General features: G+C 72.0%; 20 protein-coding genes. 9 read left to right on the top strand and 11 right to left on the bottom strand.

Annotation, left to right across the window (positions count from 1 at the left end):
- The first annotated feature begins 60 nt into the window (after positions 1–60).
- Positions 61–519: a VOC family protein gene (locus DRB96_RS13010; RefSeq protein WP_112448602.1), complete on the top strand. Its 459-nt coding sequence runs from the start codon at positions 61–63 to the stop codon at positions 517–519.
- Entirely contained in the window at positions 519–1,445 is a 927-nt protein-coding gene (locus tag DRB96_RS13005; RefSeq protein ID WP_112448601.1) for a pyridoxamine 5'-phosphate oxidase family protein, read from the top strand. The genes DRB96_RS13010 and DRB96_RS13005 overlap by 1 nt, the downstream gene beginning before the upstream one ends.
- Here the strand turns inward: DRB96_RS13005 and DRB96_RS13000 are convergent.
- Both DRB96_RS13000 and pepN read right to left on the bottom strand, forming a co-directional pair.
- Entirely contained in the window at positions 1,421–2,380 is a 960-nt protein-coding gene (locus DRB96_RS13000; protein WP_112448600.1) for a hypothetical protein, read from the bottom strand. The two genes, DRB96_RS13005 and DRB96_RS13000, sit on opposite strands and share 25 nt — an antisense overlap.
- Positions 2,381–2,567: 187 nt before the next feature.
- On the bottom strand, positions 2,568–5,132 hold the full coding sequence (pepN, locus tag DRB96_RS12995; RefSeq protein WP_112448599.1) for an aminopeptidase N: 2,565 nt from the start codon (positions 5,130–5,132) through the stop codon (positions 2,568–2,570).
- Positions 5,133–5,242: 110 nt separating this feature from the next.
- Here pepN and DRB96_RS12990 point away from each other — a divergent pair, with 110 nt between their 5' ends.
- Positions 5,243–5,890: a DsbA family protein gene (locus DRB96_RS12990; RefSeq protein WP_112448598.1), complete on the top strand. Its 648-nt coding sequence runs from the start codon at positions 5,243–5,245 to the stop codon at positions 5,888–5,890.
- Between the two features lie 15 nt (positions 5,891–5,905).
- Here the strand turns inward: DRB96_RS12990 and DRB96_RS12985 are convergent, their stop codons facing one another.
- The 5 genes from DRB96_RS12985 to DRB96_RS12965 form a co-directional block, all read right to left on the bottom strand.
- A complete protein-coding gene (locus DRB96_RS12985) occupies positions 5,906–7,285 on the bottom strand; it encodes a zinc ribbon domain-containing protein (RefSeq protein ID WP_162688563.1) in 1,380 nt (459 codons plus the stop codon).
- Positions 7,167–7,916, bottom strand: a complete 750-nt coding sequence (locus DRB96_RS42875) for a hypothetical protein (RefSeq protein WP_162689064.1) — start codon at positions 7,914–7,916, stop codon at positions 7,167–7,169. Before DRB96_RS42875 ends, DRB96_RS12985 begins: the two co-directional genes overlap by 119 nt.
- 983 nt (positions 7,917–8,899) lie before the next feature.
- Positions 8,900–9,556, bottom strand: a complete 657-nt coding sequence (locus DRB96_RS12975) for a superoxide dismutase (protein ID WP_112448595.1) — start codon at positions 9,554–9,556, stop codon at positions 8,900–8,902.
- Between the two features lie 194 nt (positions 9,557–9,750).
- Positions 9,751–11,184 (bottom strand): amino acid permease, encoded by a 1,434-nt coding sequence (locus DRB96_RS12970; RefSeq protein WP_112448594.1) that lies wholly within the window; start codon positions 11,182–11,184, stop codon positions 9,751–9,753.
- A 184-nt stretch (positions 11,185–11,368) separates the two neighbouring features.
- The gene (locus DRB96_RS12965; protein WP_112448593.1) at positions 11,369–12,784 is read right to left on the bottom strand and encodes an amino acid permease; all 1,416 of its coding nucleotides are present in this window, start codon (positions 12,782–12,784) and stop codon (positions 11,369–11,371) included.
- Positions 12,785–13,068: 284 nt separating this feature from the next.
- Between DRB96_RS12965 and DRB96_RS12960 the strand changes: the two genes are divergently transcribed.
- Positions 13,069–13,650: a biotin transporter BioY gene (locus tag DRB96_RS12960; RefSeq protein WP_112448592.1), complete on the top strand. Its 582-nt coding sequence runs from the start codon at positions 13,069–13,071 to the stop codon at positions 13,648–13,650.
- 129 nt (positions 13,651–13,779) lie between these two features.
- Here DRB96_RS12960 and DRB96_RS12955 read toward each other — a convergent pair whose 3' ends face one another.
- Entirely contained in the window at positions 13,780–15,219 is a 1,440-nt protein-coding gene (locus DRB96_RS12955; RefSeq protein ID WP_112448591.1) for an amino acid permease, read from the bottom strand.
- 219 nt (positions 15,220–15,438) lie between these two features.
- Here DRB96_RS12955 and DRB96_RS12950 point away from each other — a divergent pair, with 219 nt between their 5' ends.
- Both DRB96_RS12950 and DRB96_RS12945 read left to right on the top strand, forming a co-directional pair.
- Positions 15,439–15,924, top strand: a complete 486-nt coding sequence (locus tag DRB96_RS12950) for a ribose-5-phosphate isomerase (RefSeq protein ID WP_112448590.1) — start codon at positions 15,439–15,441, stop codon at positions 15,922–15,924.
- Positions 15,925–15,991: 67 nt separating this feature from the next.
- Positions 15,992–16,798, top strand: coding sequence for a DNA-formamidopyrimidine glycosylase family protein (locus DRB96_RS12945; RefSeq protein ID WP_112448589.1), 807 nt, complete (start codon positions 15,992–15,994; stop codon positions 16,796–16,798).
- 82 nt (positions 16,799–16,880) lie between these two features.
- Here the strand turns inward: DRB96_RS12945 and DRB96_RS12940 are convergent, their stop codons facing one another.
- Complete coding sequence (locus DRB96_RS12940; RefSeq protein WP_112448588.1) at positions 16,881–18,116, bottom strand: GNAT family N-acetyltransferase; 1,236 nt, start codon at positions 18,114–18,116, stop codon at positions 16,881–16,883.
- Between the two features lie 116 nt (positions 18,117–18,232).
- Here DRB96_RS12940 and DRB96_RS12935 point away from each other — a divergent pair, with 116 nt between their 5' ends.
- From DRB96_RS12935 to DRB96_RS12925, 3 genes are all read left to right on the top strand, one after another.
- Entirely contained in the window at positions 18,233–19,372 is a 1,140-nt protein-coding gene (locus DRB96_RS12935) for a PP2C family protein-serine/threonine phosphatase (RefSeq protein ID WP_112448587.1), read from the top strand.
- A gap of 163 nt (positions 19,373–19,535) precedes the next feature.
- Complete coding sequence (locus tag DRB96_RS12930) at positions 19,536–20,363, top strand: ABC transporter ATP-binding protein (protein WP_112448586.1); 828 nt, start codon at positions 19,536–19,538, stop codon at positions 20,361–20,363.
- Complete coding sequence (locus DRB96_RS12925; RefSeq protein WP_112448585.1) at positions 20,363–22,750, top strand: FtsX-like permease family protein; 2,388 nt, start codon at positions 20,363–20,365, stop codon at positions 22,748–22,750. Before DRB96_RS12930 ends, DRB96_RS12925 begins: the two co-directional genes overlap by 1 nt.
- A gap of 170 nt (positions 22,751–22,920) precedes the next feature.
- On the opposite strand, the gene DRB96_RS12920 is transcribed toward DRB96_RS12925, so the two are convergent.
- Complete coding sequence (locus tag DRB96_RS12920) at positions 22,921–23,445, bottom strand: sigma-70 family RNA polymerase sigma factor (RefSeq protein ID WP_112448584.1); 525 nt, start codon at positions 23,443–23,445, stop codon at positions 22,921–22,923.
- Positions 23,446–23,671: 226 nt separating this feature from the next.
- The gene (locus tag DRB96_RS12915; protein WP_204357708.1) at positions 23,672–25,114 is read right to left on the bottom strand and encodes a GuaB1 family IMP dehydrogenase-related protein; all 1,443 of its coding nucleotides are present in this window, start codon (positions 25,112–25,114) and stop codon (positions 23,672–23,674) included.
- Positions 25,115–25,243: the final 129 nt, after the last annotated feature.

Below are 25,243 nucleotides of genomic sequence, written 5' to 3'. Positions count from 1 at the left end.
CATGTCTAACCTTTAATCTCTCAGTAGAAGGTTAGATGTTTCCGAGGGAAGGAACCCGACATGACAGCCGTCACCAGCAAGCTGCGCACCGGCCACGTGGGGCTGAACGTCACCGACCTCGCCCGCTCGCTTGCCTTCTACCAGGGCTCCCTGGGCTTCGAGCTGCTCGGCGAGGGCAAGGAGGAGGAGCGGCGGTACGCCTTCCTCGGCCAGGACGGCGAGCTGGTCCTCACGCTGTGGCAGCAGGCGGAGGGCCGGTACGCGCCCGCCGCGGCCGGACTGCACCACCTCGCGCTCTCCGTCGACGGCATCGAGGAGGTCCGGGCGTACGAGGAGCGGCTGCGGAGCTCGGGCGTCGACTTCAAGTACGACGGGGTCGTCCCCCACGGGGAGGGCGCGGCCTCGGGCGGGATCTTCTTCCACGACCCGGACGGAACCCGCCTGGAGATCTCCGCGCCGGTCGGCGCCGAAGGCTCCGACGCCCCCACCACAGGGGCCCCGACCTGCGGGTTCTTCTAATGTCCGGGTACCACTGGGGTTCGCTGGCCGTGCAGGACCGGGTCGGCGTCCGCGAGCACGCCGTCCACGTGGGCCGCTCGGTCACCCCGTACATCAAGGACGTGGCCGCGGCCTTCCTGGAGCAGCAGCCGCACCTGGTCGTCGGCGCCGCCGACGCGGGCGGCCGGCTGTGGGCCTCGATGCCGACCGGCGCCCCCGGTTTCGTACGGGCCACCGGGCCGGACCGGATCGAGGTCGCCGGCGGGGTGCCCGAGGGGGATCCGCTCGCCGAGGCGCTGGCCACCGAGGGCACCCGGATCGGAACCATCTCCCTCGATCCGCGCACCCGGCGCCGGATGCGCCTCAACGGAACCGTGGCGTCGGCCCGGGGCGGGTTCGCGGTGGCGGCCGAGCAGGTCTTCGCCAACTGCCCCAAGTACCTCCAGAAGCGGCAGCCTGTCCGGCTCGCCGCCGAAGGAGCCGGTGTCGTGCGGCGCGGGGGCGCGCTCACCCCCGACCAGGAACGGGCCGTCCGCGCCGCCGACACCTTCTTCGTCGCCACCACCGCCGAGGAGGACGGGGCCGACGCGAGCCATCGGGGCGGAATGCCGGGCTTCGTGGAGGTGCTGTCCCCGACCGAGCTGGTCTGGCCCGACTACACGGGCAACACGATGTTCCTGACGCTGGGGAACCTGCTGGCCGACCCGCGGGCCGGGCTGCTGTTCCCGGACTGGGAGAGCGGGGCGCTGCTGCAGCTCAGCGGGCGGGCCGAGCCCGAGTTCGGGCCCCACGGGGAGCGGCGGGTCCGCTTCCGCGTCGACGCGGTGGTGGAGAGCTCGCACCCGGGGCGGCTTCTGTGGAGCGCCCCGGAGTACTCGCCGGCCAATCCGGCGCTGCCCGGGCCCCCTGTGCCGTGGCGGCCTCACCTGGGCAGTACGACCAGGTAGGCGGCGGGCTCGCGGTCCCCGGAGGCCGTGAGTGCGGTCCGCACGACCGCCGCCTGCTGCTCGGGCCAGTCGCGGAGCTTGCGCGGGGTGATGTGCAGGACGGTCACCCCGCACCGCTCCAGGGTCTCCCGCTTGCGGACCGACTCCGACCACTCCTCGTCCTCGCCCTGGCGCGGGGCGCGGGTGTCGATCTCCAGGGCGACCGCGTGCTCGGGCCAGTACGCGTCGACCCCGCCCAGGTGCGGGCCGCCGGGCAGCCGCAGGTCCACGTTCCAGACCGGCTCGGGGAGCTCGAAGCCCCGTACGAGCTGGTACAGCCGGTCCTCGGCGATGGCCCGGCCCTCCGCGAGCAGCGACTCGACGGCGTCCACGACGTGCGGCCGGTTCAGCAGCCGGGCCACCGTCAGCTCGCGCACCACGGCGGCCGGTTCGCAGTGCCCGCCGCGCACGGCCTCGCTGAGCAGGCGGCGGACCGTGCCGGCGTCGGAGAGCTGGGCTACGGCGTCGGCGACGGCGCGGGCCACCGGAGCGACCGGGAGCCCGGTGACCTCCATCGGGCGGGGCGGGGTGTGGGCCCGGACGATGCGGACCTGCCCGGTGGAGCGCAGCCGGCGGGTGTTCGGCACGAGGACGTCGATGTGCGGGAGGCCGAGCAGGGCGGGGGCGGAGGAGAACCGGTACAGCGCGAGGGCCGCCAGCCCGGTGATCATGGCTTCGTCGCCGCGCCGCCCCGCGTAGAGCAGCGCCGCGTGCAGCCGCTCCTCGCTGGTCGCGGGGCCGGAGTGGAGCAGGAACACCCCGGGCAGGATCTGCTGCCAGGCCCGCTCGGCGGCGTCGGAGGCCGAGACGCCGTGCTCGCGGAGCTGGGCCAGCGACAGCACGCGGGGGCGGTTGTCGGCGAGGTGGGCGAGGGGGAGGGGCGCGTTGTGGTTCATGACGCGGTGATTCCCTCAGGCCATGGCCTTGCTAACCCCTGTTACACGCTCGTCGACAAATCGGGACAAGCCGGGGCTAAAGTACGGGCGTTCGAATGCCGATACCGCCGTTCGCCTCCGGGACGCAAAACGCCGGCGGGGCCGGGGAAATCCGGCCCCGCCGGCGCGTGAAGCGCAGGCCAGAGGGTTACTTGCCCGCGCCGGCGGTCGCGTCGCAGTGCTGGGCGCGCAGCGCGCGGGCCAGGTCGTCCCGGGACTCCAGCACCAGACGGCGCAGGGCCGGCGGAGCCGACTCGTGCGCGCTCAGCCAGGCGTCGGTGGCGTCCACCGTCGCCCGGGAGTCCTGGAGCGCCGGGTACAGGCCCCGCACCACGTCCATGCCGATCTGGATCGACCGGTCCGCCCACAGCCGCTCGATGGCCGCGAAGTACGGCTGCGTGAACCCGGCCAGCAGGGCCCGCTGGGAGGGCTGCTGCATTCCCGCGATCGTGGCCTCGACCAGCGCGTTCGACAGCGCGTCCGACTCCACCACCGCGGCCCACGCCTGGTCCTTGACCGCCGCCGACGGCCGCGCCGCCAGGCAGCGCACCTGGTGCCGCTTGCCCGACGCCGTGTCGTCGCGCGCCAGTTCGGCGGCGAGGGCCTCCTCGCCGATCGCCCCGTGCGCGGCCAGCGGCAGCAGGAAGTCCCAGCGCAGCTCCTGGTCCACCTCCAGCCCGTCGATCCGCGCCGATCCGTCGAGCAGCCCCAGCAGCAGCTGGAAGTCGCCCTCGGTCGCGGCGCCCGCCGCGAAGAAGCGGGCCCACGTGAGCTGGTGCTCCGACCCCGGCTCCGCGAAGCGCAGCTCCTGGAGGGCGCACGCGGCGAGCACCTTGCCGCCCTGCTCCCGCCACTGGGGATCCGCGTAGTGGTTGACCGCCGTCCGCACCTGCGCGTGCAGCATCTGGAGCACGCCGACGTCGGTCTCCCGGCCCGAGTGGGCCAGGACGAGCGAGACGAAGTCCCGCGCGGGCATCAGCGCGTCGCGCGTCAGGTTCCACAGCGCGGACCAGCACAGCGCGCGGGTCAGCGGATCGGCCACCGAGCCCAGGTGCGTGCGCAGCGTGGCCAGCGACACCGGGTCGAAGCGGATCTTGCAGTAGGTGAGGTCGTCGTCGTTGACGAGCACGAGGGCGGGCTCCTCCTGCCCGGCCAGCTCGCCGACGACCGTCCGCGCCCCGGCCACGTCCGCCTCGGCCCGCGCGTAGCGCACCAGCGCGCCGTCCGCGTCCAGCCGGTACAGGCCCACCGCGACCCGGTGCGGGCGCAGCTCCGCGCCGTCCTGGAGCACCGCCAGCTCGGTCACCCGGCCGCCCGCGTCACAGGTCACCACCGGGGTCAGCGCGTTGACGCCGGCCGTCTGCAGCCAGGCCCGCGACCATTCGGCCATATCGCGCCCGGAAACCTCCGCGAGGACCGACAGCAGGTCGTCCAGCGTGGTGTTCCCGTACGCGTTGGCCTTGAAGTAGCGCCGCGCGCCCTCCAGGAACGCGTCCCGGCCCACGTACGCCACGAGCTGCTTGAGCACCGCCGCGCCCTTGGCGTAGGTGATGCCGTCGAAGTTCAGCTTCGCGTCCTCCAGGTCACGGATGTCGGCCGTGATCGGGTGCGTGGACGGCAGCTGGTCGGCCCGGTAGGCCCACGCCTTGCGGCTGTTGGCGAAGGTGACCCACGCCTGGTCGAAGCGGGTGGCCTCGACCAGCGCGAAGGAGCCCATGAAGTCCGCGAAGGACTCCTTCAGCCACAGGTCGTCCCACCACTTCATGGTGACCAGGTCGCCGAACCACATGTGCGCCATCTCGTGCAGGATGGTGTTCGCGCGCCGCTCGTAGGAGGCCTGCGTGACCTTCCCGCGGAAGATGTACTCCTCCCGGAAGGTCACCATCCCCGGGTTCTCCATCGCGCCCAGGTTGTACTCCGGCACGAAGGCCTGGTCGTACTTCCCGAAGGGGTACGGGTAGTCGAAGATCTCGTGGAACAGGTCGAAGCCCTGCTTCGTGACGAGGAACACCTCGTCCGCGTCGAAGTGCTTGGCCAGCCCCTTGCGGCAGATCGCGCCGAGCGGGATCGTCAGGTCCCCGCGCGCGTAGGTGTCCGTCACGTAGTGGTACGGACCCGCGACCACGCACGTGATGTAGGTGGAGATCGGCGCGGTCTCGGCGAAGCGGCGGGTCAGCCCCTCGCGGGACTCCTCGGCGCCGTTGCTCCAGACCTGCCAGCCCTCGGGCGCGGTCACCTCGAAGCGGTACGGGGCCTTGAGGTCCGGCTGCTCGAAGTTCGCGTACACCCGCCGGGCGTCGGCCGGCTCGTACTGGGTGTAGAGGTAGACCTCGCCGTCCTCCGGGTCCACGAAGCGGTGCATGCCCTCGCCGGTCCGGCTGTAGGCGCAGTTGGCGTCCACCACCAGGACGTTCTCGGGGGCCAGGTCCTCCAGGGCGATCCGCGAGCCGTCGAACACGGCGGCCGCGTCGAGCCCGCGCCCGTTGAGTGTGACCGAGTTCACCGAGGGGGCGATGAGGTCGGCGAAGGTCGAGACTCCCGCCGCGGCGGCCCGGAAACGGATGGTGGTCACCGAACGGAACGTCCGGGGGCCCTCGGCCGGTTCGGCCTCGTCCGCCGCGGACCTCAGATCGAGGACCACCTCGTACCCGTCGACGGACAGCAGTTCGGCCCGCTGGCGGGCCTCGTCACGGGACAGATTTTCTCCGGGCACGTGCACTCCTTCGTGCGTGATCGCGATACCTGAACGAATCCTCCCACGGGGGAATGCGTGTGCGGGCTGGCCGGTTGGCCAGGGAGGAACGTTCCGATCTGAGGAGAGACATGGCTGACACCCAGGTGCACGAGAAGACCCCTGTCGACTTCTGGTTCGACCCGCTCTGCCCCTGGGCCTGGATGACGTCCCGCTGGATGCTGGAGGTCGAGAAGGTCCGTGACGTCGAGGTCCGCTGGCACGTCATGAGCCTCGCCGTGCTGAACGAGAACAGGCTCGACGAACTGCCCGAGCGCTACCGCGAGATGCTCGGCCCCAAGGGCTGGGCCCCCGTGCGCGTGGTCGTCGCCGCCCAGCAGAAGTTCGGCAACGAGGTCACCGGCAAGCTCTACACGGCGATCGGGACCCGCTTCCACAACGAGGGCCAGGGCCCGACCCGCGAGGCGATCGTCGAGGCGCTGGCCGAGCTCGACCTGCCCGCCGAGCTGATCCACTACGCCGACTCCGACGAGTACGACGAAGTGCTGCGCGACTCGCACAACGACGGCATCAACCGGGTCGGCCAGGAGGTCGGCACCCCGGTGATCTCCGTTCCCGGCGCCGACGGCGAGGAAGTGGCCTTCTTCGGGCCGGTCGTCACCCCGGCCCCGCGCGGCGAGGCCGCGGCCCGTCTGTGGGACGGCACCCTGCTGGTCGCCTCCACCCCCGGCTTCTACGAGATCAAGCGCACCCGCACCCAGGGCCCGATCTTCGACTAAGACTTGATCCGCAATTCACCAGAGGGTGAGCTGTGGACTGCACGCGGTGCGGGGACCGGGCTTTCCGGCGTGGCCACGCGAGCGTGACTCATCCGGGGTCGCTCGGTGCCGCTGTCCGGCGGTTCGGGGAGCAGGGGTCTCACGGCGTTGCTGCCGTGGGACTGCCACGCGACCCGGCCGCCGGAGCGGTTTCGGGCTCGGTGTGGTTGACTCCCGCAGCGCTTCTTCCAGCGCTTGTGCGTAGGTGATCTGTGCGTGCCGGGACATGGCGGTGTCCAAGTATGCGGTCGTGGGGTCGTCTACGTCGGTGAAGCGGACGAACGCGGCCAGCGCGGCGGATACGAGGTCCCGCTTGCCGGTGAGGCCGCACGCGGTGCACTTGTGCTCACGGTCCCGCAGGCTCTTGCGTACCCGCTCACCGCACAGACAGTGCTGCGACAGGGCCGTTGACCAGGTGGAGGCCCGGACCAGTCGACCACCGGCCGCCTCGCACTCCACTTTGAGGGCCGAGATCAGCATGCCCGGCGTGGTCTGTGACAGGCGCTTGCCCCACAGCCGGTACCAGGTGCGGATGTCGCAGTCCTCGACCACGAGTACGGGACCGTGGGCGGCGATGATCTCCCGGGCCACCAGGCGGGCGCGGTGACGGCGGTGCTCGGCGATGCCGACGGCGTGTTCGACCTGGCGGGCCCGCTGCTCCCGGTAGTTGGCGGAGAGTCGGTCACGGCGGAACGCCTGCTTTGGCACTCCATCGGACCGGGCAACGCGGGCACCACCAGGAACGTTGACCGTCTTCGGCTTGAGGCCATGCGCCTTCCTCCGGGCGGCGTGCTTGGCCTGCTTCTTCGACAGGCCGTACTGCGCGGCGTTCGTCGCCCGGCGGGAGCGCTCCAGCGCCCGCGCACGGTCCCGCCGCTTCTTCGCCTGCCTCTCCAACAGGGCCTGCTCGGTATCGGTGAGCGTGATCTCGGTGGAGACGGGCTTGCCGTCGGTGAGGGCGGCGGGGAAGGAGACGACGGAGAGGTTGGAGACGTTGCCGTCCACCCCGCCGATACGGTCGAGCTGGACGGCGCGGTCACGCATGGCCCGCACGCTGGGCGCGGTGTATCCGGGAGCAAGGATCATGAGGTGCGCCTCATACACCCAGCCGCCCGGCGCACCGGCCTTGCGGCGGCGGATGAGGTCCACCTTGTGCCAGCAGCCGGGGTGGGAGAGGAAGTGCCGCACCCGCGTCCACTGGCCGGGCTGCTGCGGGATGCGTACCGGAAGTACGAGATCACCACGGGCACTTTCGGGTCCTCCGGCGAAGACGACGGCGAGGGGGCCGGTGTGGTCCCACCACGTCGCCTTCCGAGTGGCGGGCTTGCCCGAGGCGGTGACCTTGCCCGTGGGCACGCGGACATCCGGGATCGTGGGCTTCGGCATCAGGCGGGGCTGCATCAGCGCGTGCCGGCCGCCGTCGGTGTAGGCCGTGGAGTGGCCGTGGAGGGTGCCGACCAGGCGGAAGGTCCCATTTGTTCTCGGTGGTGTGGGATCGGGCGCGGCCGGGGATGCGGGTGAAGTCGTGCCAGTTGCCGATCTTCGGGCGGCCGAAGCGCTGGCCGGTGGCGTCGGGGAAGAGGTGTCGCTGTACGCCGGTCCACACCGCATCGGCCATATGCATGGCCAGGGCCTTGGAGGCGTGGTGCTTCAGGTGCCCCGATTCCTCCACATGCTTGTACGCGCAGCACTCCAGACCCTCACGGGACAAGCCCAGGCGCTGCCCTACGACCTTCGCCCCCTGCTCCTCCCGCTCGCGGTACGCGGCCCAGTAGGCGTCCACCTTGGCGCGGGCATCCAGCTGGACGGCACGCTTGACCGACCACATCGCCCCGAACAGCTTCTCCAGCCGGGCGAGGTCGGCGGGATCGGTGACGGCCAGCGGCAGCACCATCACCGACACGATCCCGTCGTCTGGCTTGGTCCACTTCGGGGCCTTGTTCTTCCCCCGGAACTTCCTCGGCTGGGCAGCCTGCATCACCGTCACCTCCCCTCACTAAAATAGCTGCCTTACGACACAGTGCGTGAGCAGTTCAAGCAAGTCACAGGTCACCGACTGGCAATCGGCGACGGCACATACCGCAGCGCTCCCGAAGTCATCACCTCAAGATCGACGCCGCCTGAATTACGGAACACCTCTTAAGTAGTCCGGAGAGTCCTCCGGAGGGCTCCTCCCGGGAGGCGGGTGTCCCCTTCCCCCCTTAACGTCCCCCTATGGGGACCAGCCCGACGCACGAGAGCATGCGCGAGGAACCGCTCGGCCGCAGCGGCGGCCGGGCAGAGCCCGGGATACCGAACGACAACGCAGCGCACGCCGGCCTGCCCGCACGCCCCCGAGACCGGGTGCCGCGGGCAGCTTGCGTGGTGGTGCCCCCGCTGTGGACGGCCCTCGGGCCGCGGTGCGTACCCCGCTGTCGGGGAGCTCGTGTGGGTGGCGCGGCTGCCGGTGATGCCGCCCTTCAGGCGGGAGTGCAACGCATTCTCGAACCCGAGCTGCGAAGGGCCGGTTTGCGCTACGCTCAGTTCCGGCATCGGCGATAATCAAGCTGATATCACCCAGCAGTACGGCCGCCGGATCGGCGGTTGCAGGACGTGGAGCCTTAGCCGTTGGGCAGGCTGCGAAGCGTCAACCACCCAGCGGGCCGTACACCGGCCCGACTGGGAGTCTGTTCCACAAACGGGGCAGAGGAGATCAACGCTTCCAGGTGCACAACGCTGGAGCCTTCATTGCGGGGAATCCGAGTTCGGTCCCCATTTGCGCGCGAGGCCCGGCTCCACGAGCCGGGCCTGGCCAGCGACTTCACGGCTGCTCGGCGAGGCCGACCGTATGGTGGATACAGAAGGCCCCCGCGAGTCACGTCCTCGCGGGGGCCTTCTGGTGGACACGCCCCCGGGGTGAAAGTTGAGAAGACGATCACGAGACCCGGGGGCACCTCCCAGCGGTAGCTGGGGGAGGGCTGGTGGCGCCGATCAGCCCTTGGCGGGGATCAGCAGCGGGGTGTTCGCCTTGGCGTCGGCGTAGCGCTTGGCCACGTCCTGCCAGTTGACGACGTTCCACATGGCCTCGATGAAGTCCACCTTCTGGTTCTTGTACTGAAGGTAGAAGGCGTGCTCCCAGGCGTCGAAGACGAGGACCGGGGTGCTGGCCACGCCGACGTTGCCCTGGTGGTCGTAGATCTGCTCGACGATCAGGCGGCCGCTGACGGGCTCGTACGCGAGCACGCCCCAGCCGGAGCCCTGCGTCGCGGAGGACGCGAAGGTCAGCTGCTTGCGGAACTTGGCGAAGGAGCCGAACGACTCGGTGATCGCGTCGGCCAGGTCGCCCAGGCCGTCGGCCGCGGTGGGCTCGCCGCCGCCCTCGCCGGTCTTCGGGCTGGCCATGTTGTGCCAGTAGATGCTGTGCAGGATGTGCCCGGAGAGGTGGAACGCCAGGTTCTTCTCCAGGCCGTTCAGCGCGCCCCAGTTCTCCTTCTCGCGCGCCTCCGCCAGCTGCTCCAGCGTGTTGTTGGCGCCCGTGACGTAGGCCGCGTGGTGCTTGTCGTGGTGCAGCTCGATGATCTGCGGGTTGATCACCGGCTCGAGAGCCGCGTAGTCGTAAGGAAGCTCAGGCAGCGTGTAGATGGCCATGCGTGTTATCCGGTCCCCTCAGCGAGCCAACTGCTTATTGCAATCAATGCGCAACTGCACGCTAGCAGTATCTATTCCGCAGCTCACATAAGGGTTGCCTCTCTTGCGGGGACCTCCGCAACGCCGGAAGCCGGGCCCGTGCGATCGCACGGGCCCGGCTTCCGGGAGGTGTTCCGGGGGGTGTTGAGAGGGGGCTACGCCGCTTCGCGCGCCGCCGCCCGGCGCTGCACGGCGTAGCCGGTGGCGGCCAGCGCGAGGGTGAGGCCGCCGGTGAAGACGAGCTGGATCCGGGTGTCCTCGCCCAGGGCCATCAGGACCAGGACGCCGACGAGGCCGGCGACCGCGACCCACGTCAGATAGGGGAAGCCCCACATCTTCACGACGAGCTTCTCGGGGGCCTCGCGCTCCGTGCGGCGCCGCAGCACGAACTGCGAGACGGCGATGAAGCCCCAGACGACGAGGATGACGCCGCCGACCATGTTCAGCAGCCAGGCGAAGAGGGTGTCCGGGTACCAGTACGACAGCAGCACGGTGACGAAGCCGAAGCCGGAGGAGGCGAGCACCGCGCGGCGCGGGACCCGGCCGGTGAGCTTGCCCAGCGCCTTGGGGCCCTGGCCGCGGGCGACCAGCGAGTAGGCCATGCGCGAGGAGCCGTAGATGTTCGCGTTCATCGCGGACAGCAGGGCGATCAGGATGACCACGTTCATGACCTGGCCGGCGTTCTCGATGCCCAGGTGGTTCAGGGTGGCCGCGTACGGGCCGTCGGCGGTGACCGCCGGGTCGTTCCACGGCAGCAGCGTGACGATGACCAGCATCGAGCCGACGTAGACGATGGCGATCCGCCACATGGTGGTCTTCACGGCCTTGGCGACGCCCTTGACCGGATTCTTCGACTCGGCGGCGGCGATGGTCACCGTCTCCAGGCCGCCGTAGGCGACGACGGAGGCGAGCAGGCCGACCAGCAGTCCGTCCACGCCGTTGGGCAGGAAGCCGCCGTCGTGGAGCAGATTGGCCGAGCCGGGGGAGTCGGTGCCGGGCAGCACGCCCATGACGGCCAGCACGCCCAGGCCCAGGAAGAGCCCGATCGCGCCGATCTTCAGGGCGGCGAACCAGAACTCGAACTCGCCGAAGTGGGAGACGGCGGCCAGGTTCGAGCCGCAGAACACCGCCATGAAGACCAGCACCCACATCCACGAGGGGGTGCCCGGGAACCAGCCCGTCATGATGTGCGCCGCGCCGATCGCCTCGATGGCGACGCCCACGCACAGCAGCGTCCAGAACATCCAGCCGGCCGTGAAGCCCGCCCACGGGCCGATGGCCCGGTCCGCGTGCACCGAGAAGGAGCCGGAGGCCGGGTTCGCCGCGGACATCTCGCCGAGCATCCGCATCACGAACATCACGAGCAGGCCGGACGCCGCGTACGCGAGCACGATCGAGGGGCCGGCGGCCGCGATGCCGGCGCCGGAGCCCACGAAGAGGCCCGCGCCGATGACGCCGCCGAGGGCGATCATCGAGAGATGGCGCTGCTTGAGTCCGTTGCCCAGGGGCGAGGATCCGTCAGCCGGCCCCTCGGTGGTCGCGGGGTCCGCGCTCTGCTGCTCGGGCGGGGTCAGGGTGCTGTGGCTCATGGGAGTGGTGCCTGTCCGGTGTGCGGGTGGACGGGGTGAGGTGCCCCAGTCTGCCCATCGTCCGTTTATCGGACACTTACCGTCCAGCATCCGGACACCCGGTTCACGGGACGTGATCATCCGTCCGCACACGAGAACGGGCCCGGGACGAAGGTCCCGGGCCCGTTCCGACACATCGGCTCCGTCAGGGCCGCTCGGCCCGGACTGCCCGGCCCTCCCGGACCTCCCGGATCCACGCCACCAGCAGCACCGCGCCCGCCGCCCCCGAGGACCACAGCAGCTGAGGGCGCGCCGAATCGTCGAACAGCATCAGGACCAGCACGGTGGCCATCGCGATCAGCGCGGCCCACGTCGCGTACGGGAACAGCCACATCGGCAGCGTCAGCCGCTCCGGCATCTCCCGCTCGATCATGCGGCGCAGCTTCAGCTGTGAGACCGCGATCAGCGCCCACACGAAGATCAGCACCGCGCCCACCGCGTTGAGCATGTAGAGGAAGATCGTGTCCGGCCACAGCAGGTTCAGCACGACCGAGACGAACCCGAAGGCCACCGAGGCGAAGACCGCCCGGCGCGGCACCCCGCCGCCCGACACCTTCAGCAAGGACCTCGGCGCCTCGCCCCGCTCCGCGAGCGAGAACACCATGCGCGAGGACCCGTACAGGTTCGCGTTGAGCGCCGACAGCAGCGCCACGAAGATCACGACGTCCATGATCTGCCCGGCGTGCGCGATGCCGATCGAGTCGAGGACGGCCACGTACGGGCTCTGGCCCGGGGCCAGCGAGTCCCACGGCAGCAGGGTCACGATGACCAGCATCGAGCCGACGTAGAAGAAGAGGATGCGCCACACGGCGCTGCGCACCGCGCGGGCCACGGACCTGGCCGGGTCGTCCGACTCGGCGGCCGCGATGGTGACGACCTCCAGGCCGCCGAAGGCGAAGACGACGGCCAGCATGCCGGCGACCACACCGCTCGCGCCGTTCGGGAAGAAGCCGCCCTGGCCGGTCAGATTGGCCATGCCGACCGGGTCGGTGTCCGGGAGGAAGCCGAAGACGGCCAGCGTGCCGAGGATCAGGAACAGCACGATCGCGCCGACCTTCAGGGCGGCGAACCAGAACTCGAACTCGCCGAAGTTCCGTACGGCGGCCAGGTTGCTCACGGTGAAGACCACCATGAAGACGAGCACCCAGACCCACTGGTCCACCGAGGGCAGCCAGCCGTTCGCGATCTTCGCCGCGGCGGTGGCCTCCACGGCCAGCACCACGACCAGCAGGAACCAGTACAGCCAGCCCGCCGAGAAGCCGGCCCAGCGGCCGAGCGCCTTCTCCGCGTAGACGGAGAAGGAGCCGGAGGCGGGCATCGCCGCGGACATCTCGCCGAGCGCGCGCATCACCAGCATCGCGAGGACGCCCGCGAGCAGGTACGAGAGGATGATCGCGGGACCGGCGATCGTGATGCCGGCTCCGGAGCCGACGAAGAGCCCGGCGCCGATCACGCCGCCGAGGCCCAGCATGGTCAGGTGGCGCTGCTTGAGGCTGTGGCTGAGGGGCTCCGGAGGGAGCCCGCCCGTGCCGGAGGGCGGTTCGGGCAGGGGGTCGCGCATGAGGGGTGCTCGTACTCTCTGTGGCCTGGCGGCGGTGGGGGCTCCGCGACAGTTGGAGGGACCCTACAGTCTCCCCGGAGAGCACCCATCCGTGCAAAACGGACGTGTTATCGGTTCTGGCTCGTGATGCGGATCACTTCAACTCGGGTGTGAACCAGTGGGTTTGTTTACTCCCCACCAAACCGGGGAGTGCGGCTTTGTCCCGGGCGACGCTGATGCGGCCGCGGACCCGGGACTAACGTCGGTGATCGTCCTGTCGACACCAGCCTCCCGCGGAGTCCCCGATGAGCACTGCTTCCGTATCCTTCCGGCCCGGCGCCGTCCTCGCCGACCTCCTGCCCGCGAGCCGCGTCCGCGACATCGCGTTCGTCGCCGGCGGGGCCGTGCTCACGGGCCTGGCCGCGCAGATCGCCGTTCCCGTCCCCGGCTCCCCGGTCCCCGTCACCGGGCAGACCTTCGCGGCCCTCCTCGTCGGCTCCGCCTTCGGCGCCCGCCGCGGCTTCCTCTCGCTCGCCCTCTACGCCCTGGTCGGCATGGCCGGCGTGCCGTGGTTCGCGGGCGGCACCTCCGGAGCGGGCGGTGCCTCCTTCGGCTACGTGCTCGGCATGCTGCTGGCCGCCACCGTCGTCGGCGCCCTCGCGCGGCGCGGCGCCGACCGCTCCGTCCCGCGTGCGGCGGGCGCGATGGTGCTGGGCTCCGCGCTGATCTACGCCGTCGGCGTCCCCTACCTCGCGCTGGCCACCGGGATGTCCTTCGGCGCGGCCGTCGCGGCCGGCCTGACCCCGTTCCTGATCGGCGACGCGCTCAAGGCCGCACTGGCGATGGGCCTGCTGCCCGCCGCGTGGAAGCTCCTCCGCCGCGGCTGACCGCCCGGACCGCGCACAGCAGCCCCGGACCGCGAGCGGCGGTCCGGGGCTGCTGTCGTCGTGCGGCGCCTGCGCGCCCGCGTGCCTGCGCCCGCGCCGGGCGCGCAGGCGCGTCCGCGCCGCCCCCGCTTACGCGGAGAGGCGGGCGGCGGCCTTGCGGCGTACGTCGCGGACCACGCCGATGACGATCACCACGGCCGCCACCAGCAGCGACAGCAGGACGGTCTCGCGGTTGTCCTTGTCGTAGACCATGTAGCCCAGGACGAAGGTGATCATCGCGGCGGTGGCCCAGGTCAGGTACGGGAAGAACCACATCTTCACCGTCACCTTCTCCGGGGCCTCGCGCATCAGGATCCCGCGCATCCGCAGCTGGGTCAGGCAGATGACCAGCCACACGAACAGCGCGATGGCGCCCGAGGCGTTCAGCAGGAAGCTGAAGACCGTGTCCTTGAAGGCGTAGTTGAAGTAGACGGCGGCGAAGCCGAAGACCACGGAGCCCAGGATCGCGGCCGTCGGCACGCCGCGCTTGGTCACCTTGGCGAAGGCCTTCGGCGCGTCACCGCGCTCGCCCAGCGAGAACGCCATGCGGGAGGCGGTGTACAGGCCCGAGTTCAGGCAGGACAGCACGGCCGTCAGCACGATCACGTTCATGATCTGGCCGGCGTGCGCGATGCCGATCGAGTCCAGGGCGGCGACGTACGAGCCCTTCTCGGTGATCGACTTGTCGTTCCACGGCAGCAGGGTCAGCACGATGAAGATCGAGCCCAGGTAGAAGACGCCGATCCGCCAGATCACCGAGTTGGTGGCCTTGGTGACCGCGCGGCGCGGGTCCTCGGACTCGCCGGCGGCCAGTGTGACGATCTCGCTGCCCATGAAGGAGAAGACGACCATCAGCACACCGGTGAGGACCGAGCCCCAGCCGTTCGGCATGAAGCCGCCCGTGTCGGTGAGGTGGGCGAAGCCCGCACCCGGGTTGTCCGAGCCCGGCAGCACGCCGAAGACGGCCAGCATGCCGATGACCACGAAGCCGCCGATGGCGACCACCTTGATGCCGGCGAACCAGAACTCGAACTCGCCGTACGAGGCGACCGAGCCGAGGTTGGTGACCGTCAGCACGGCCATCACGATCAGCGCCCAGGCCCACTGCGGGACGGCCGGGACCCAGCTTTCGAGGATGACGGCGCCGGCGGTGGCCTCCACGGCCAGGACCACGACCCAGAAGAACCAGTACAGCCAGCCGATGGAGAAGCCGGCCCAGCGGCCGAGCGCCCGGTCGGCGTACGCGGAGAAGGACCCGGAGTTCGGGCTGGCGGCGGCCATCTCGCCCAGCATCCGCATGACGAAGACGACCATCGCGCCGACCAGCGCGTAGGAGAGCAGGATGGCGGGGCCGGCCTTGGCGATGCCGCCGCTGGAGCCGACGAAGAGGCCGGCGCCGATGACACCGCCGATGGCGATCATGGACAGGTGGCGGTTCTTGAGACCGGCCTTGAGACCGTCGGAGGGCTGGGCCGAACCGGGTTCACCGGTCGGGTCGCCTGCCTTCTGAAGGGTCGTCGTGGAACTCATGGACGGATCCTTAGGTTCTCGGGTTGCGAGCCCGGGCATTCAAACCTGAGATGAACGCAGGGCGGAAGACCCCAGTCCGGATCGTTGCGAGGGGACGAACGTCCGGGACTTCGGTCCCACCGTGTCCCATCTGCGTCCTTTGGGTTTACTTGAGCTTGAGAAGTGACTTACGCGACACCCGCTGCCGCCCGGCGGGTGCGCTCGTGCCACACTCGATCCATGCGCGTGTACCTCGGATCCGACCATGCCGGCTTTGAGCTCAAGAACCACCTGGTGGACTGGCTCAAGAACAACGGCCACGAGCCCGTCGACTGCGGGCCCCACATCTACGACGCGGTGGACGACTACCCGCCGTTCTGCCTGCGGGCCGCGGAGAAGACGGCCGCGGACGCCGGCTCCCTCGGCATCGTGATCGGCGGCTCCGGCAACGGCGAGCAGATCGCCGCGAACAAGGTCAAGGGCATCCGCGCCATCCTCGCGTGGAGCGTCCAGACCGCCGAGCTCGGCCGCGAGCACAACAACGCCAACGTCATCTCCGTCGGCGGCCGCATGCACACCCAGGACGAGGTCGTCAGCTTCATCGACGCGTTCCTGAAGACGCCGTACTCCGACGAGGAGCGCCACACCCGCCGCATCGACATGCTCTCGGCCTACGAGCAGACCGGCGAGCTCCCCCCGATCCCGGCGCACCACCCGCAGGGCTGATCCCGCTTCCGGCCGCGTCGCCTCCAGGGGCGGCGCGGCCGGTTTTTCTTTTCCGAGGAGTACCGCCGTGCCCGAGGGGCATACGATCCACCGCCTCGCCCGGGACCACACCGAGCGCTTCGCCGCCCGCACGGTCCGGGTGAGCAGTCCGCAGGGCCGGTTCGCCGAGAGCGCGGCCCTGCTCGACGGGCGCGAGCTGGAATCCGCCGAGGCGCACGGCAAGCACCTCTTCCTGGAGCTCGGCGACGCCTGGGTCCACATCCACCTCGGCCTCTTCGGGAAGCTCGGCTTCGGCCCCGCCCCGGCCCCGCCCGCCACCGAGACGGTCCGGCTGCGGCTGCTGAACGAGGAGCACTACGCCGACCTGCGCGGACCCACCGCCTGCGCCCTGATCGACGAGGGCGAGAAGAAGGCGATACACGACCGGCTCGGCCCCGACCCGCTGCGCCCGGCCGACGACCCCGACCGCGCCTGGGCCCGGATCTCCCGCTCCCGCACCACCGTCGCCGCCCTGCTCATGGACCAGAAGGTCGTCTCGGGCGTCGGCAACGTCTACCGCGCCGAGGTGCTCTTCCGGCACGGCATCGACCCGTACCGCCTCGGCAAGGACCTGACCCGCCGCGAGTGGGACGCGATCTGGGCCGACCTGGTCCTGCTCATGCGTGAGGGCGTGCGCAACAACCGCATCGACACCGTCCGCGACGAGCACCTGCCCGAGGCCATGGGCCGCCCGCCGAGGGTGGACGACCACGGGGGCGAGGTGTACGTCTACCGGAGGGCGAACATGCCCTGCCACATCTGCGGGGGCGAGATCCGCACCGCCGGTCTCGCCGCCCGCAACCTCTTCTGGTGCCCGGGCTGCCAGGCCCGCTAGGCCAGGGCCAGGGCCAGGGCCAGGGCCAGGGCCGGAGGCAAGGCCAGGGCCAGGGCCCGGGACGGCCGGGGCCGCGGGGCTCCTAGAACCCGTGCGGCAGCCACGGGGCCACGTCCCCCGCGAAGGCCCGCGAGGCCGCCGCCAAGGCCCCCGCCCGCACCTCGCGCACCCGGCCGGCCGCGGCGAGCGAGGCCAGCGAGACCCCGCCCAGGTAGGCCGAGCCGAGCTCCCGTACCGACAGCTCCAGGTCCGCCGGATCCTCCGTCCGGGTACAGGCGGCGGCCCCGTCCGCGCCGACGGCCAGCCGCCAGCGCCCCGCGTTCCACGGGCAGAACGCGTCCTCGACCTCCAGCACCACGTCCACCGCGGCCCCGTACGTCCGCGCCCGGAGCGCCGCCGGCAGGTCCACGAGCCGCACGTGCAGCGCGTCGCGCCGGCGCACCTGGGCCCGCCGTTCGTCACTCACCAGGTGCAGCACCGGATCGTCCACGGGCCGCCCGTACGCCCTCACCCGCCAGGCCAGGTCGATGTCGAAGAGGTAGCGCCACAGCGCCGCGTACGCCGCCGGATCCAGCGCGTTCAACTCGCGCACCTGGACCTTGCCGTCCGAACCGGTCTGCTCCCAGTCGGGCTTGACGTGATAGCGGGCGTAGCCGACGACCTCGCCGTCCACCCCCTCGGCCACCACGCACTTCAGCGGGGAGCCGCCGCCCCGGCCCGCCGGCGGGTCGAGCACGCCCTGCTCCTCCCAGCCCGGCTGCCGGGCCGGCATCCCCGGCCGCCGCCCGACCAGCATCGCGTAGACCCGCTCGCAGTCGGCCAGCGCCTTGCGCGGATCGACGAGCCGCAGGCGTACGTCGTCGGTCCCCGGCGGCACGGAGAGGCGTACGCGCGTGGTGTCGATGTCGACGGACACCGCGTACGTGGCCGTGCCGTAGCCGAAGCGCCCGTAGATCGCCGGATCCGAGGCCGTCAGCACGGCGAGCGGTTCGCCACCCGCACGGATGTCGTCCAATTGGCGCCGCATCAGCGAAGTCAGCACGCCCCGCCTGCGATGGGTGGGGGAGACGCCGACCATCGTGACGCCGCCCGCGGGAACGAGGGCCCCGCCCGGCACGGACAGCCGGAAGGAGAAGGCCCCGGCCGATCCCACGCACGTCTCGCCGTCCCAGACGCCGAGGGATCGTTTCGTCTCCGTCAGGGACTTGTACAGGTCCCGCTCCTCGGGGGACTCGGGCACCCCGCCGAACGCCAGTTCCAGGTGGTCATACCAGACATCCCACTCATCAGCCTGCAATACGCGCGTCTCAAGAGCCATGCGGCCATCCTTACCAGGGCAATCCGTCCCGGTCGATCTCTTTTCGGTCGCCGATGGACCCATCTCCGGGGGTACCCCTGCGCGCGCACAGCCAGGATGGATAGGGTCCCGAAGCAATGGCCGGAGCACGTGTGGAGACCCTCCTGGCCCGGACGCGCATGCTGTCGCACCGGGCACGCACCGCCCTGCGCAAATCCGCCGTCGACTACTTCCGCGGCGACGCCTCCGATTGGCTCGCCTTCGGCGGCCTGCTGCTCACCATCCCGGCCATCGCCTGCGGCACGCTGATGCTGCCGGTGTGGTTCTCCCCGTCCGCCCTCGTCCTGCCCATCGTGGCCGGCGGCCTGCTGCTGCGCCCCGCCAGCCTGCTCGCGCTGTACGCGGCCTCCGCGGCCGCCCTCATCGTCGAGGCCCTCGTCCTCGGGCCGTACACCCAGGGCCCGGCCCGGGTCACGCCCGGCACCGTGCTGGTCGTCGCCGCCTGCGGGTTCTTCGGACTGGTCATCGCCCAGTTCCGCAGCCGCGTCGGCGTGCCCTGGCGGCGCGGCGGCACCATGCTCTTCGACCTGCGCGAACGCATCCGGGTCCAGAGCAAGCTGCCCTCCCTGCCGCGCGGCTGGCACCGCGAGATGGCCCTGCGCCCGGCCGGCGGCCAGTCCTTCTCCGGCGACTTCGTCGTCGCCGCCCGCACCAACGGCGGCCGCACCCTGGAGATCGTCCTCACCGACGTCTCCGGCAAGGGCATGGAAGCCGGCTCCCGCGCCCTGCTGCTCTCCGGCGCCTTCGGCGGACTCCTCGGCGCCCTGCCCCCGCACGGCTTCCTGCCCGCCGCCAACGGCTACCTGCTGCGCCAGGACTGGGACGAGGGCTTCGCCACCTCCATCCACCTCGTCCTGGACCTGGAGAGCGGCGACTACGAACTCCTGTCCGCCGGCCACCTGCCCGCGCTCCAGCTCTGCGCCGGCACCGGGCGCTGGCAGGAGGTCTCCGGCGACGGCCCGCTGCTGGGCGTCTACGACGGCGCGGAGTTCGAACCCGCCCGGGGCAACCTGCGCCACGGCGACGTCCTGATGCTCTTCACCGACGGGCTCGTCGAGACCTCCGAACGCGACATCAGCGAAGGCATGGACCGACTCACCGGCGAGGCCGACCGGTACGTCGCCGCCGGCTGGGAGGGCGCGGCCTGGCACCTGATCGAAAAGGTCGCCAAGGACGTCAACGACGACCGCGCCCTGCTGCTCATCCGCCGGGACTGACCTGCCGGGCGGCAGGCCTTGGTGGGGGAGGCGCGGTGGGGCGTGGTAGGGGAAACCCCACCACACATGCGCCAGGTCCCGTCATGGTCCCCGCCACCGCTCCCTCCGTAGCGTCGAGACCGTCACCACACAGGCAACGACGCACAGCGGAAGGCGGCACACCATGGGGTTCCGGCGGACCAGACGACAGGCCGAACGACAGGCCGGGCAGCGGTCCACGCACGACGCCGCCCCCGCCGTCGAGCTGCGCGGCGTCCGCAGGCAGTACGGGCGCGGCTCCGCCGCCGTCCACGCCCTGCGCGGCATCGACCTCGGCCTGCCGCGCGGCACCTTCACCGCCGTGATGGGCCCCTCCGGCTCCGGCAAGTCCACCTTCCTGCAGTGCGCCGCCGGACTCGACGTCCCCACCGCGGGCTCCGTCCGCCTCGGCGGCACCGAGATCACCGGCATGAACGAGAACCAGCTCACCGAGCTGCGCCGCAGCCGCCTGGGCTTCGTCTTCCAGGCCTTCAACCTGCTGCCCTCGCTCACCGTCGAGCAGAACGTCCTGCTCCCCATGCGCCTCGCCGGCGGACGCCAGGACCACGGCCGCGCCGCCGACCTGCTCGACCGCGTCGGCCTCGGGGGCAAGGGCCGGCGCCGCCCCGCCGAACTCTCCGGCGGCCAGCAGCAGCGCGTCGCCATCGCCCGGGCGCTGGTCACCCGGCCCGACGTGATCTTCGCCGACGAGCCCACCGGCGCCCTCGACACCACCACCGCGGCCGAGGTCCTCGGCCTGCTCCGCTCCGCCGTCGACTCCCTCGGAGCCACCGTCGTCATGGTCACCCACGACCCCGGCGCCGCCGCCCACGCCGACCAGGTGCTCTTCCTCGCCGACGGCCTCATCACCGACCGGCTCCCGCGCAGCTCCACCGCCGCGATCGCCGCCCGGATGACCGCCCTCACCACCGGTCCCACCACCGGTCCGGTGCTCGCGGGAGCGGCCGCCTGATGGCCCCGCGCCCCAACGGCCTGGCCCGCGCGGCGCTGCGGCTGCGCCCCGCCGCCTTCGCCGGCACCTTCGTCGCCCTGCTCATGACCGTCGCCATCGTCTCCGCCTGCGGACTCCTCCTGGAGTCCGGCCTCCGGGCGAGCACCCCGCCGACCCGGTACGCCGAAGCCCCCGTCGTGGTCGCCGCCGACCAGCGGGTCACCCTGCGCGTGGGCAGCGGCGAGGGGGCCTACGACGTCTCCGCGCAGGTCCCCGAGCACGCCCGGGTGGACGCCGCGCTCCTGGACCGGCTGGCCCCGCTGGGACGGGCCGTGCCCGATGTGGCGTTCCCCGTACGGGACACCGCGGGCGCCCCCGGCCCGGCCTTCGACGCGTACGGCTGGGGCTCCACCGCCTTCAGCCCCGCGCAGCTGCGCGCGGGCCGCGCCCCGGCCGCCCCGGGCGAAGTCGTCCTCGGCGGCGGACCCGCCTCGGACGGGGACGGCCGGGTCACCCTCGACACCCCCGCCGGACAGCGGGAGTTCCGGGTCGTCGGGCGCACCGACCGCCCCGGCGCCTGGTTCTCCGACGCCGAAGCGCGCGCCCTCTCCGGACACCCCGGAACCCTCGACGCCATCGTGGTCTTCGGGGCCGACGCCGAACGGGTCCGGGCCGCCGTGGACGGCCGCGCCCAGGTCCTGACCGGCGCCGACCGCGCCATGGACCCGCAGCTCGCGGGCGCCAAGGAGATGCTGGCCGGCCTCGGAGGCTCCTTCGGCGGCATCGCCACCCTCGTCGCCGTATTCACCGCCGCGGGCACCGTCGCGCTCTCCGTCGGCCAGCGCTCCCGCGAGTTCGCCCTGCTGCGCGCCGTCGGAGCCACCCCGCGCCAGATCCGCCGCACGGTCGCCACCGAAGCCCTGCTCGTCGCACCCGCCGCGGGCGCACTGGGCCTCGTACCCGGCATCGCGCTCGCCTCCTGGTGGTTCGGACAGCTCAAGGAGAAGGGCGCCATCCCGGCCGCCGTGGACCTGACCATCGGCTGGATCCCCCTGGTCAGCGCGGTCGGCATCGGAATCGTCACCGCCCTGCTCGCCGGCTGGGCCGCCGCCCGCCGCCCCGCCCGCATCCGCCCCGGCCAGGCCCTCGCCGCGGCCGCCGTGGAACGCCTCGGGCCCGGGTGGATCCGTACCCCGCTGGGCCTCGCCGCCGTGGCCGGGGGCACCGCGTGCGCGAGCCTGGCCGCCACCAGCAGCGGGCCCGACGCCGCCAACGCCGCGCTCGGCGTCGTCATGCTCTTCATGCTCGCCGTCGCGCTGCTCGGCCCGCTGATCGCCCGCGCCTGCGCCGCGCTCTTCGGACTGCCCCTGCGGGCCGCGGGCGCCGCCGGCTCGCTGGCCGCCGCCAACTCCCGTACCAACGCCCGCCGCCTCGCCTCCGCGATCACCCCGATCGTGCTCGCCATGGCCTTCTCCTCCACCCTGGTCTTCCTCCACACCAGCCAGGACCGGGCCGTGAGCCGGCAGCAGGAGGCCGGGCTGCTCGCCGACCACGTCATCACCGACCCGCACGACACGGACCGGGCGGTCGCGGCCGGGGCGGTCGCGCTCACCCGCACCTCCGTCCTCGCCGTCGTCGGCTCCGGACCGGAGCGCCTGATCCACAGCGCCTCCGCCCAGGGCGTCACCGGGGACATCACCACCGTCGAGGACCTGGGCGTGCTCTCCGGGGACCTCGCCCGGCTGGCGCCCGGCAAGGTCGCCGTCGACCGGACCCTGGCCGACGCCGACCGCGCCGCCGTCGGCGACCGCATGGACCTGCGCCTCCCGGACGGCACCCGCACCACCCCCGAGATCGTGGCCGTCTACTCCCGCGGCCTCGGCCTCGGCGAGATCACCCTCCCCGCCGCCGACCTGGCCGGCCACACCACCGCCGGCCGCCCCACGGAACTCCTGGTCCGCGGTCCGCTCCCCACGGGCTTCGGCCCGGCACTGTCCGCTTCCGCCTGGACCGCCGAGCGGAGCATGGAGCGCGAGGTCAACGCCTGGGCCAACACCACCATGGCGGCCGTCCTCGGCGGCTTCGCGGCCGTCGCCGCCGCCAACACCCTGGTGATGACCGTCCTCGACCGCCGCCGCGAACTGGGCATGCTGCGGCTGGTCGGCTCCACCCGCCGCCAGGTGCTGCGGATGCTCCGCTGGGAAGCCCTGCTGGTCAGCGGCGCCGGCGTCACCCTCGGCTCGGCGATCGCGCTGGCCACGCTGATCCCGCTGACCAGGGCCGTGACCGGCACCGGCCCGTACGTCCCGCCCGTCGTCTACGTCTCCTTCGTGGCCGCCGCAGTGGCCCTGACCCTGGCGGCCACATCCCTCCCGGCCCGAGGCGCCCTCCGCGGCCCCCGCCCCTGACCGCCGCCGGGCGGATCCCGCCGGCGTTAGGGGCGCGGAGCCGGGGGCGGAGCCCCACAACCCCCGGGCGCACCCCGGACTCCAACGGGCCCGACCCGGCCCGGGAAACACTGAGAGGGCGGGGAGGGCCAAGCCCCGCCGCCCGGCCCACAGGCCCGCGCCCGCCTCGCCTACCTCACGCTGCACTGGGCCCGCAGGGCGTAGTGGGTACGGGACTTGACCGTCCCGGCGGGCACCCCCAGCGCCTCGGCGGCCTCACAGACGCTGGCCCCGTGGAAGTAGATCTGGAGCAGGACGGCCCGGTGGTCGGAGCTGAGTGAGCGCAGGGCCTCGCGGACGTCGAGGACGGCGGCGGACCGCTCGGTGCGGTCCTCGTCGGCGGGCGAGTGCTCCAGCCCGTCGGGCCCGACCTCGGCGGGGCGCGCGAGCCGGGCCCGGCGGGCGTCGATGGCGACGCGCCGGGCCACGGTGTACAGCCAGGGCCGCGGGGAGGCGTGGGCGCCGCTCTCGAGCGCCTCGGGGTGCTTCCACGCGCGGAAGAGGGTCTCCTGGAGGAGGTCCTCGGCACGGTGCCGGTCGCCGAAGGTGAGGCCGAGGAGGAAGCCCTGGAGGGCCTTGCCGTGTTCCCTGTGCAGACGGGCGAGGGAGTGCGCGTCGGTGCGGCGGCGGGTCGTGGTGTCGGCGGTCGCGGGCACGGGCCACCCCTTCCGGGTCGGATGACCGGAGCGTGCCGCAGTCCGCGCGCGGAGTTATCCGCCGCCCGGCGTATCCCGCCCCGTCTTGCGCCGACCGGTCGTCCGGCGTCGCCGAACGGTCGCCCGCCCCACGCACCTTGACCCCCGCGCGGCGGCCGCGGACGCCGTCGGCCCCCCGGGCCGGAGCTCGGGGGGCCGACGGAACGAAGCGCGCGTCAGGAAGGGACTAGCTCCAGCTGGCGTGCAGCGGCTTGCCCTCGGCGTAGCCCGCCGCGGACTGGACGCCCACGACGGCGTTCTCCTCGAACTCCGCGAGGGAGCCCGCACCGGCGTAGGTGCAGGAGGAGCGGACACCGGCGATGATGGAGTCGATCAGGTCCTCGACGCCCGGACGGGTCGGGTCGAGGAACATCCGCGAGGTGGAGATGCCCTCCTCGAAGAGGCCCTTGCGGGCACGGTCGTACGCCGACTCCTCCGAGGTGCGGTTCTGCACCGCGCGCGCCGAGGCCATGCCGAAGGACTCCTTGTACAGGCGGCCGTCGGCCGACTGCTGCAGGTCGCCCGGGGACTCGTACGTACCGGCGAACCAGGAACCGATCATGACGTTCGACGCGCCGGCGGCCAGCGCCATGGCCACGTCGCGCGGGTGGCGGACGCCGCCGTCGGCCCACACGTGCTTGCCGTGCTTCTTCGCCTCGGCCGCGCACTCGAGCACGGCGGAGAACTGCGGGCGACCCACGCCGGTCATCATGCGGGTGGTGCACATCGCGCCGGGGCCCACACCGACCTTGATGATGTCGGCGCCGGCGTCGATGAGGTCCTTGACTCCCTCGGCGGCGACGATGTTGCCGGCGACGATCGGGACCTGCGGGTCCAGCGCGCGGACGGCCTTGATCGCGTTGATCATCGATTCCTGGTGGCCGTGGGCCGTGTCGATGACCAGCGTGTCGACGCCGGCGTCCAGCAGCTGCTTGGCCTTGGCGACGAAGTCGCCGTTGATGCCGACGGCGGCGGCGATGCGCAGCTTGCCGTTGGCGTCGGTGGCCGGGGTGTACAGGGTCGCGCGCAGGGCGCCCTTGCGGGTCAGGATGCCGACGAGCTTGCCGTCCTTGTCGACGGCGGGGGCCAGCTTGCGGTGGCCGGCGTCGAGCTTGTTGAAGGCCTCGCGCGGGTCGATGTCGGCGTCGATGAGCAGCAGCTCCTTCGACATGACCTCGGAGAGCTGGGTGAAGCGGTCCACGCCGGTGAGGTCGTGGTCGGTGACGACGCCGACCGGGCGGCCGTCGGCGTCGACGACGACGCCGGCGCCGTGCGCCCGCTTGGGCAGCAGGGACAGCGCGTCGGCGACGGTCTGGGTGGGCGCCAGCGTGATCGGGGTGTCGAGCACGAGGTGGCGGGTCTTCACCCAGGAGATGACGTCGGTGACGACATCGATCGGGATGTCCTGCGGGATGACGACGATGCCGCCCCGGCGGGCGATCGTCTCGGCCATCCGGCGGCCGGCGATGGCGGTCATGTTCGCCACGACCAGCGGAATGGTGGTGCCGGTGCCGTCGGGGGCCGAGAGGTCGACGCTCTGGCGGGAACCCACCGCGGAGCGGCTCGGCACCATGAACACATCGTCGTACGTAAGGTCGTACGGCGGCTTCAGGTCATTGAGAAAACGCACGTGCAGAACATCCCAGTCGAATCGGAGGAGCCCGTCCTACCCACGTCAGGGCAGCCGAGGAAACGCACGTACTTCATTGTCCCACGCCCTGGCGTTTACGTGGCCCGGGCCGATCGTCCAGGACACATG

The organism is Streptomyces sp. ICC1, assembly GCF_003287935.1.
GTDB lineage: Bacteria > Actinomycetota > Actinomycetes > Streptomycetales > Streptomycetaceae > Streptomyces > Streptomyces tritrimontium.
The sequence above is the reverse complement of the archived record's forward strand: the minus strand, read 5'-3'. Positions and strand labels throughout refer to the sequence as shown.

Excerpts from the sequence above, each read along its gene's own strand:
- DRB96_RS13010 (WP_112448602.1), top strand. The coding sequence starts at position 61 with ATGACAGCCGTCACCAGCAAGCTGCGCACCGGCCACGTGGGGCTGAAC.
- DRB96_RS13005 (WP_112448601.1), top strand. The coding sequence starts at position 519 with ATGTCCGGGTACCACTGGGGTTCGCTGGCCGTGCAGGACCGGGTCGGC.
- DRB96_RS13000 (WP_112448600.1), bottom strand. The coding sequence starts at position 2,380 with ATGAACCACAACGCGCCCCTCCCCCTCGCCCACCTCGCCGACAACCGC.
- DRB96_RS12990 (WP_112448598.1), top strand. The coding sequence starts at position 5,243 with ATGGCTGACACCCAGGTGCACGAGAAGACCCCTGTCGACTTCTGGTTC.
- DRB96_RS12975 (WP_112448595.1), bottom strand. The coding sequence starts at position 9,556 with ATGGCCATCTACACGCTGCCTGAGCTTCCTTACGACTACGCGGCTCTC.
- DRB96_RS12970 (WP_112448594.1), bottom strand. The coding sequence starts at position 11,184 with ATGAGCCACAGCACCCTGACCCCGCCCGAGCAGCAGAGCGCGGACCCC.
- DRB96_RS12965 (WP_112448593.1), bottom strand. The coding sequence starts at position 12,784 with ATGCGCGACCCCCTGCCCGAACCGCCCTCCGGCACGGGCGGGCTCCCT.
- DRB96_RS12960 (WP_112448592.1), top strand. The coding sequence starts at position 13,069 with ATGAGCACTGCTTCCGTATCCTTCCGGCCCGGCGCCGTCCTCGCCGAC.
- DRB96_RS12955 (WP_112448591.1), bottom strand. The coding sequence starts at position 15,219 with ATGAGTTCCACGACGACCCTTCAGAAGGCAGGCGACCCGACCGGTGAA.
- DRB96_RS12950 (WP_112448590.1), top strand. The coding sequence starts at position 15,439 with ATGCGCGTGTACCTCGGATCCGACCATGCCGGCTTTGAGCTCAAGAAC.
- DRB96_RS12940 (WP_112448588.1), bottom strand. The coding sequence starts at position 18,116 with ATGGCTCTTGAGACGCGCGTATTGCAGGCTGATGAGTGGGATGTCTGG.
- DRB96_RS12935 (WP_112448587.1), top strand. The coding sequence starts at position 18,233 with ATGGCCGGAGCACGTGTGGAGACCCTCCTGGCCCGGACGCGCATGCTG.
- DRB96_RS12930 (WP_112448586.1), top strand. The coding sequence starts at position 19,536 with ATGGGGTTCCGGCGGACCAGACGACAGGCCGAACGACAGGCCGGGCAG.
- DRB96_RS12925 (WP_112448585.1), top strand. The coding sequence starts at position 20,363 with ATGGCCCCGCGCCCCAACGGCCTGGCCCGCGCGGCGCTGCGGCTGCGC.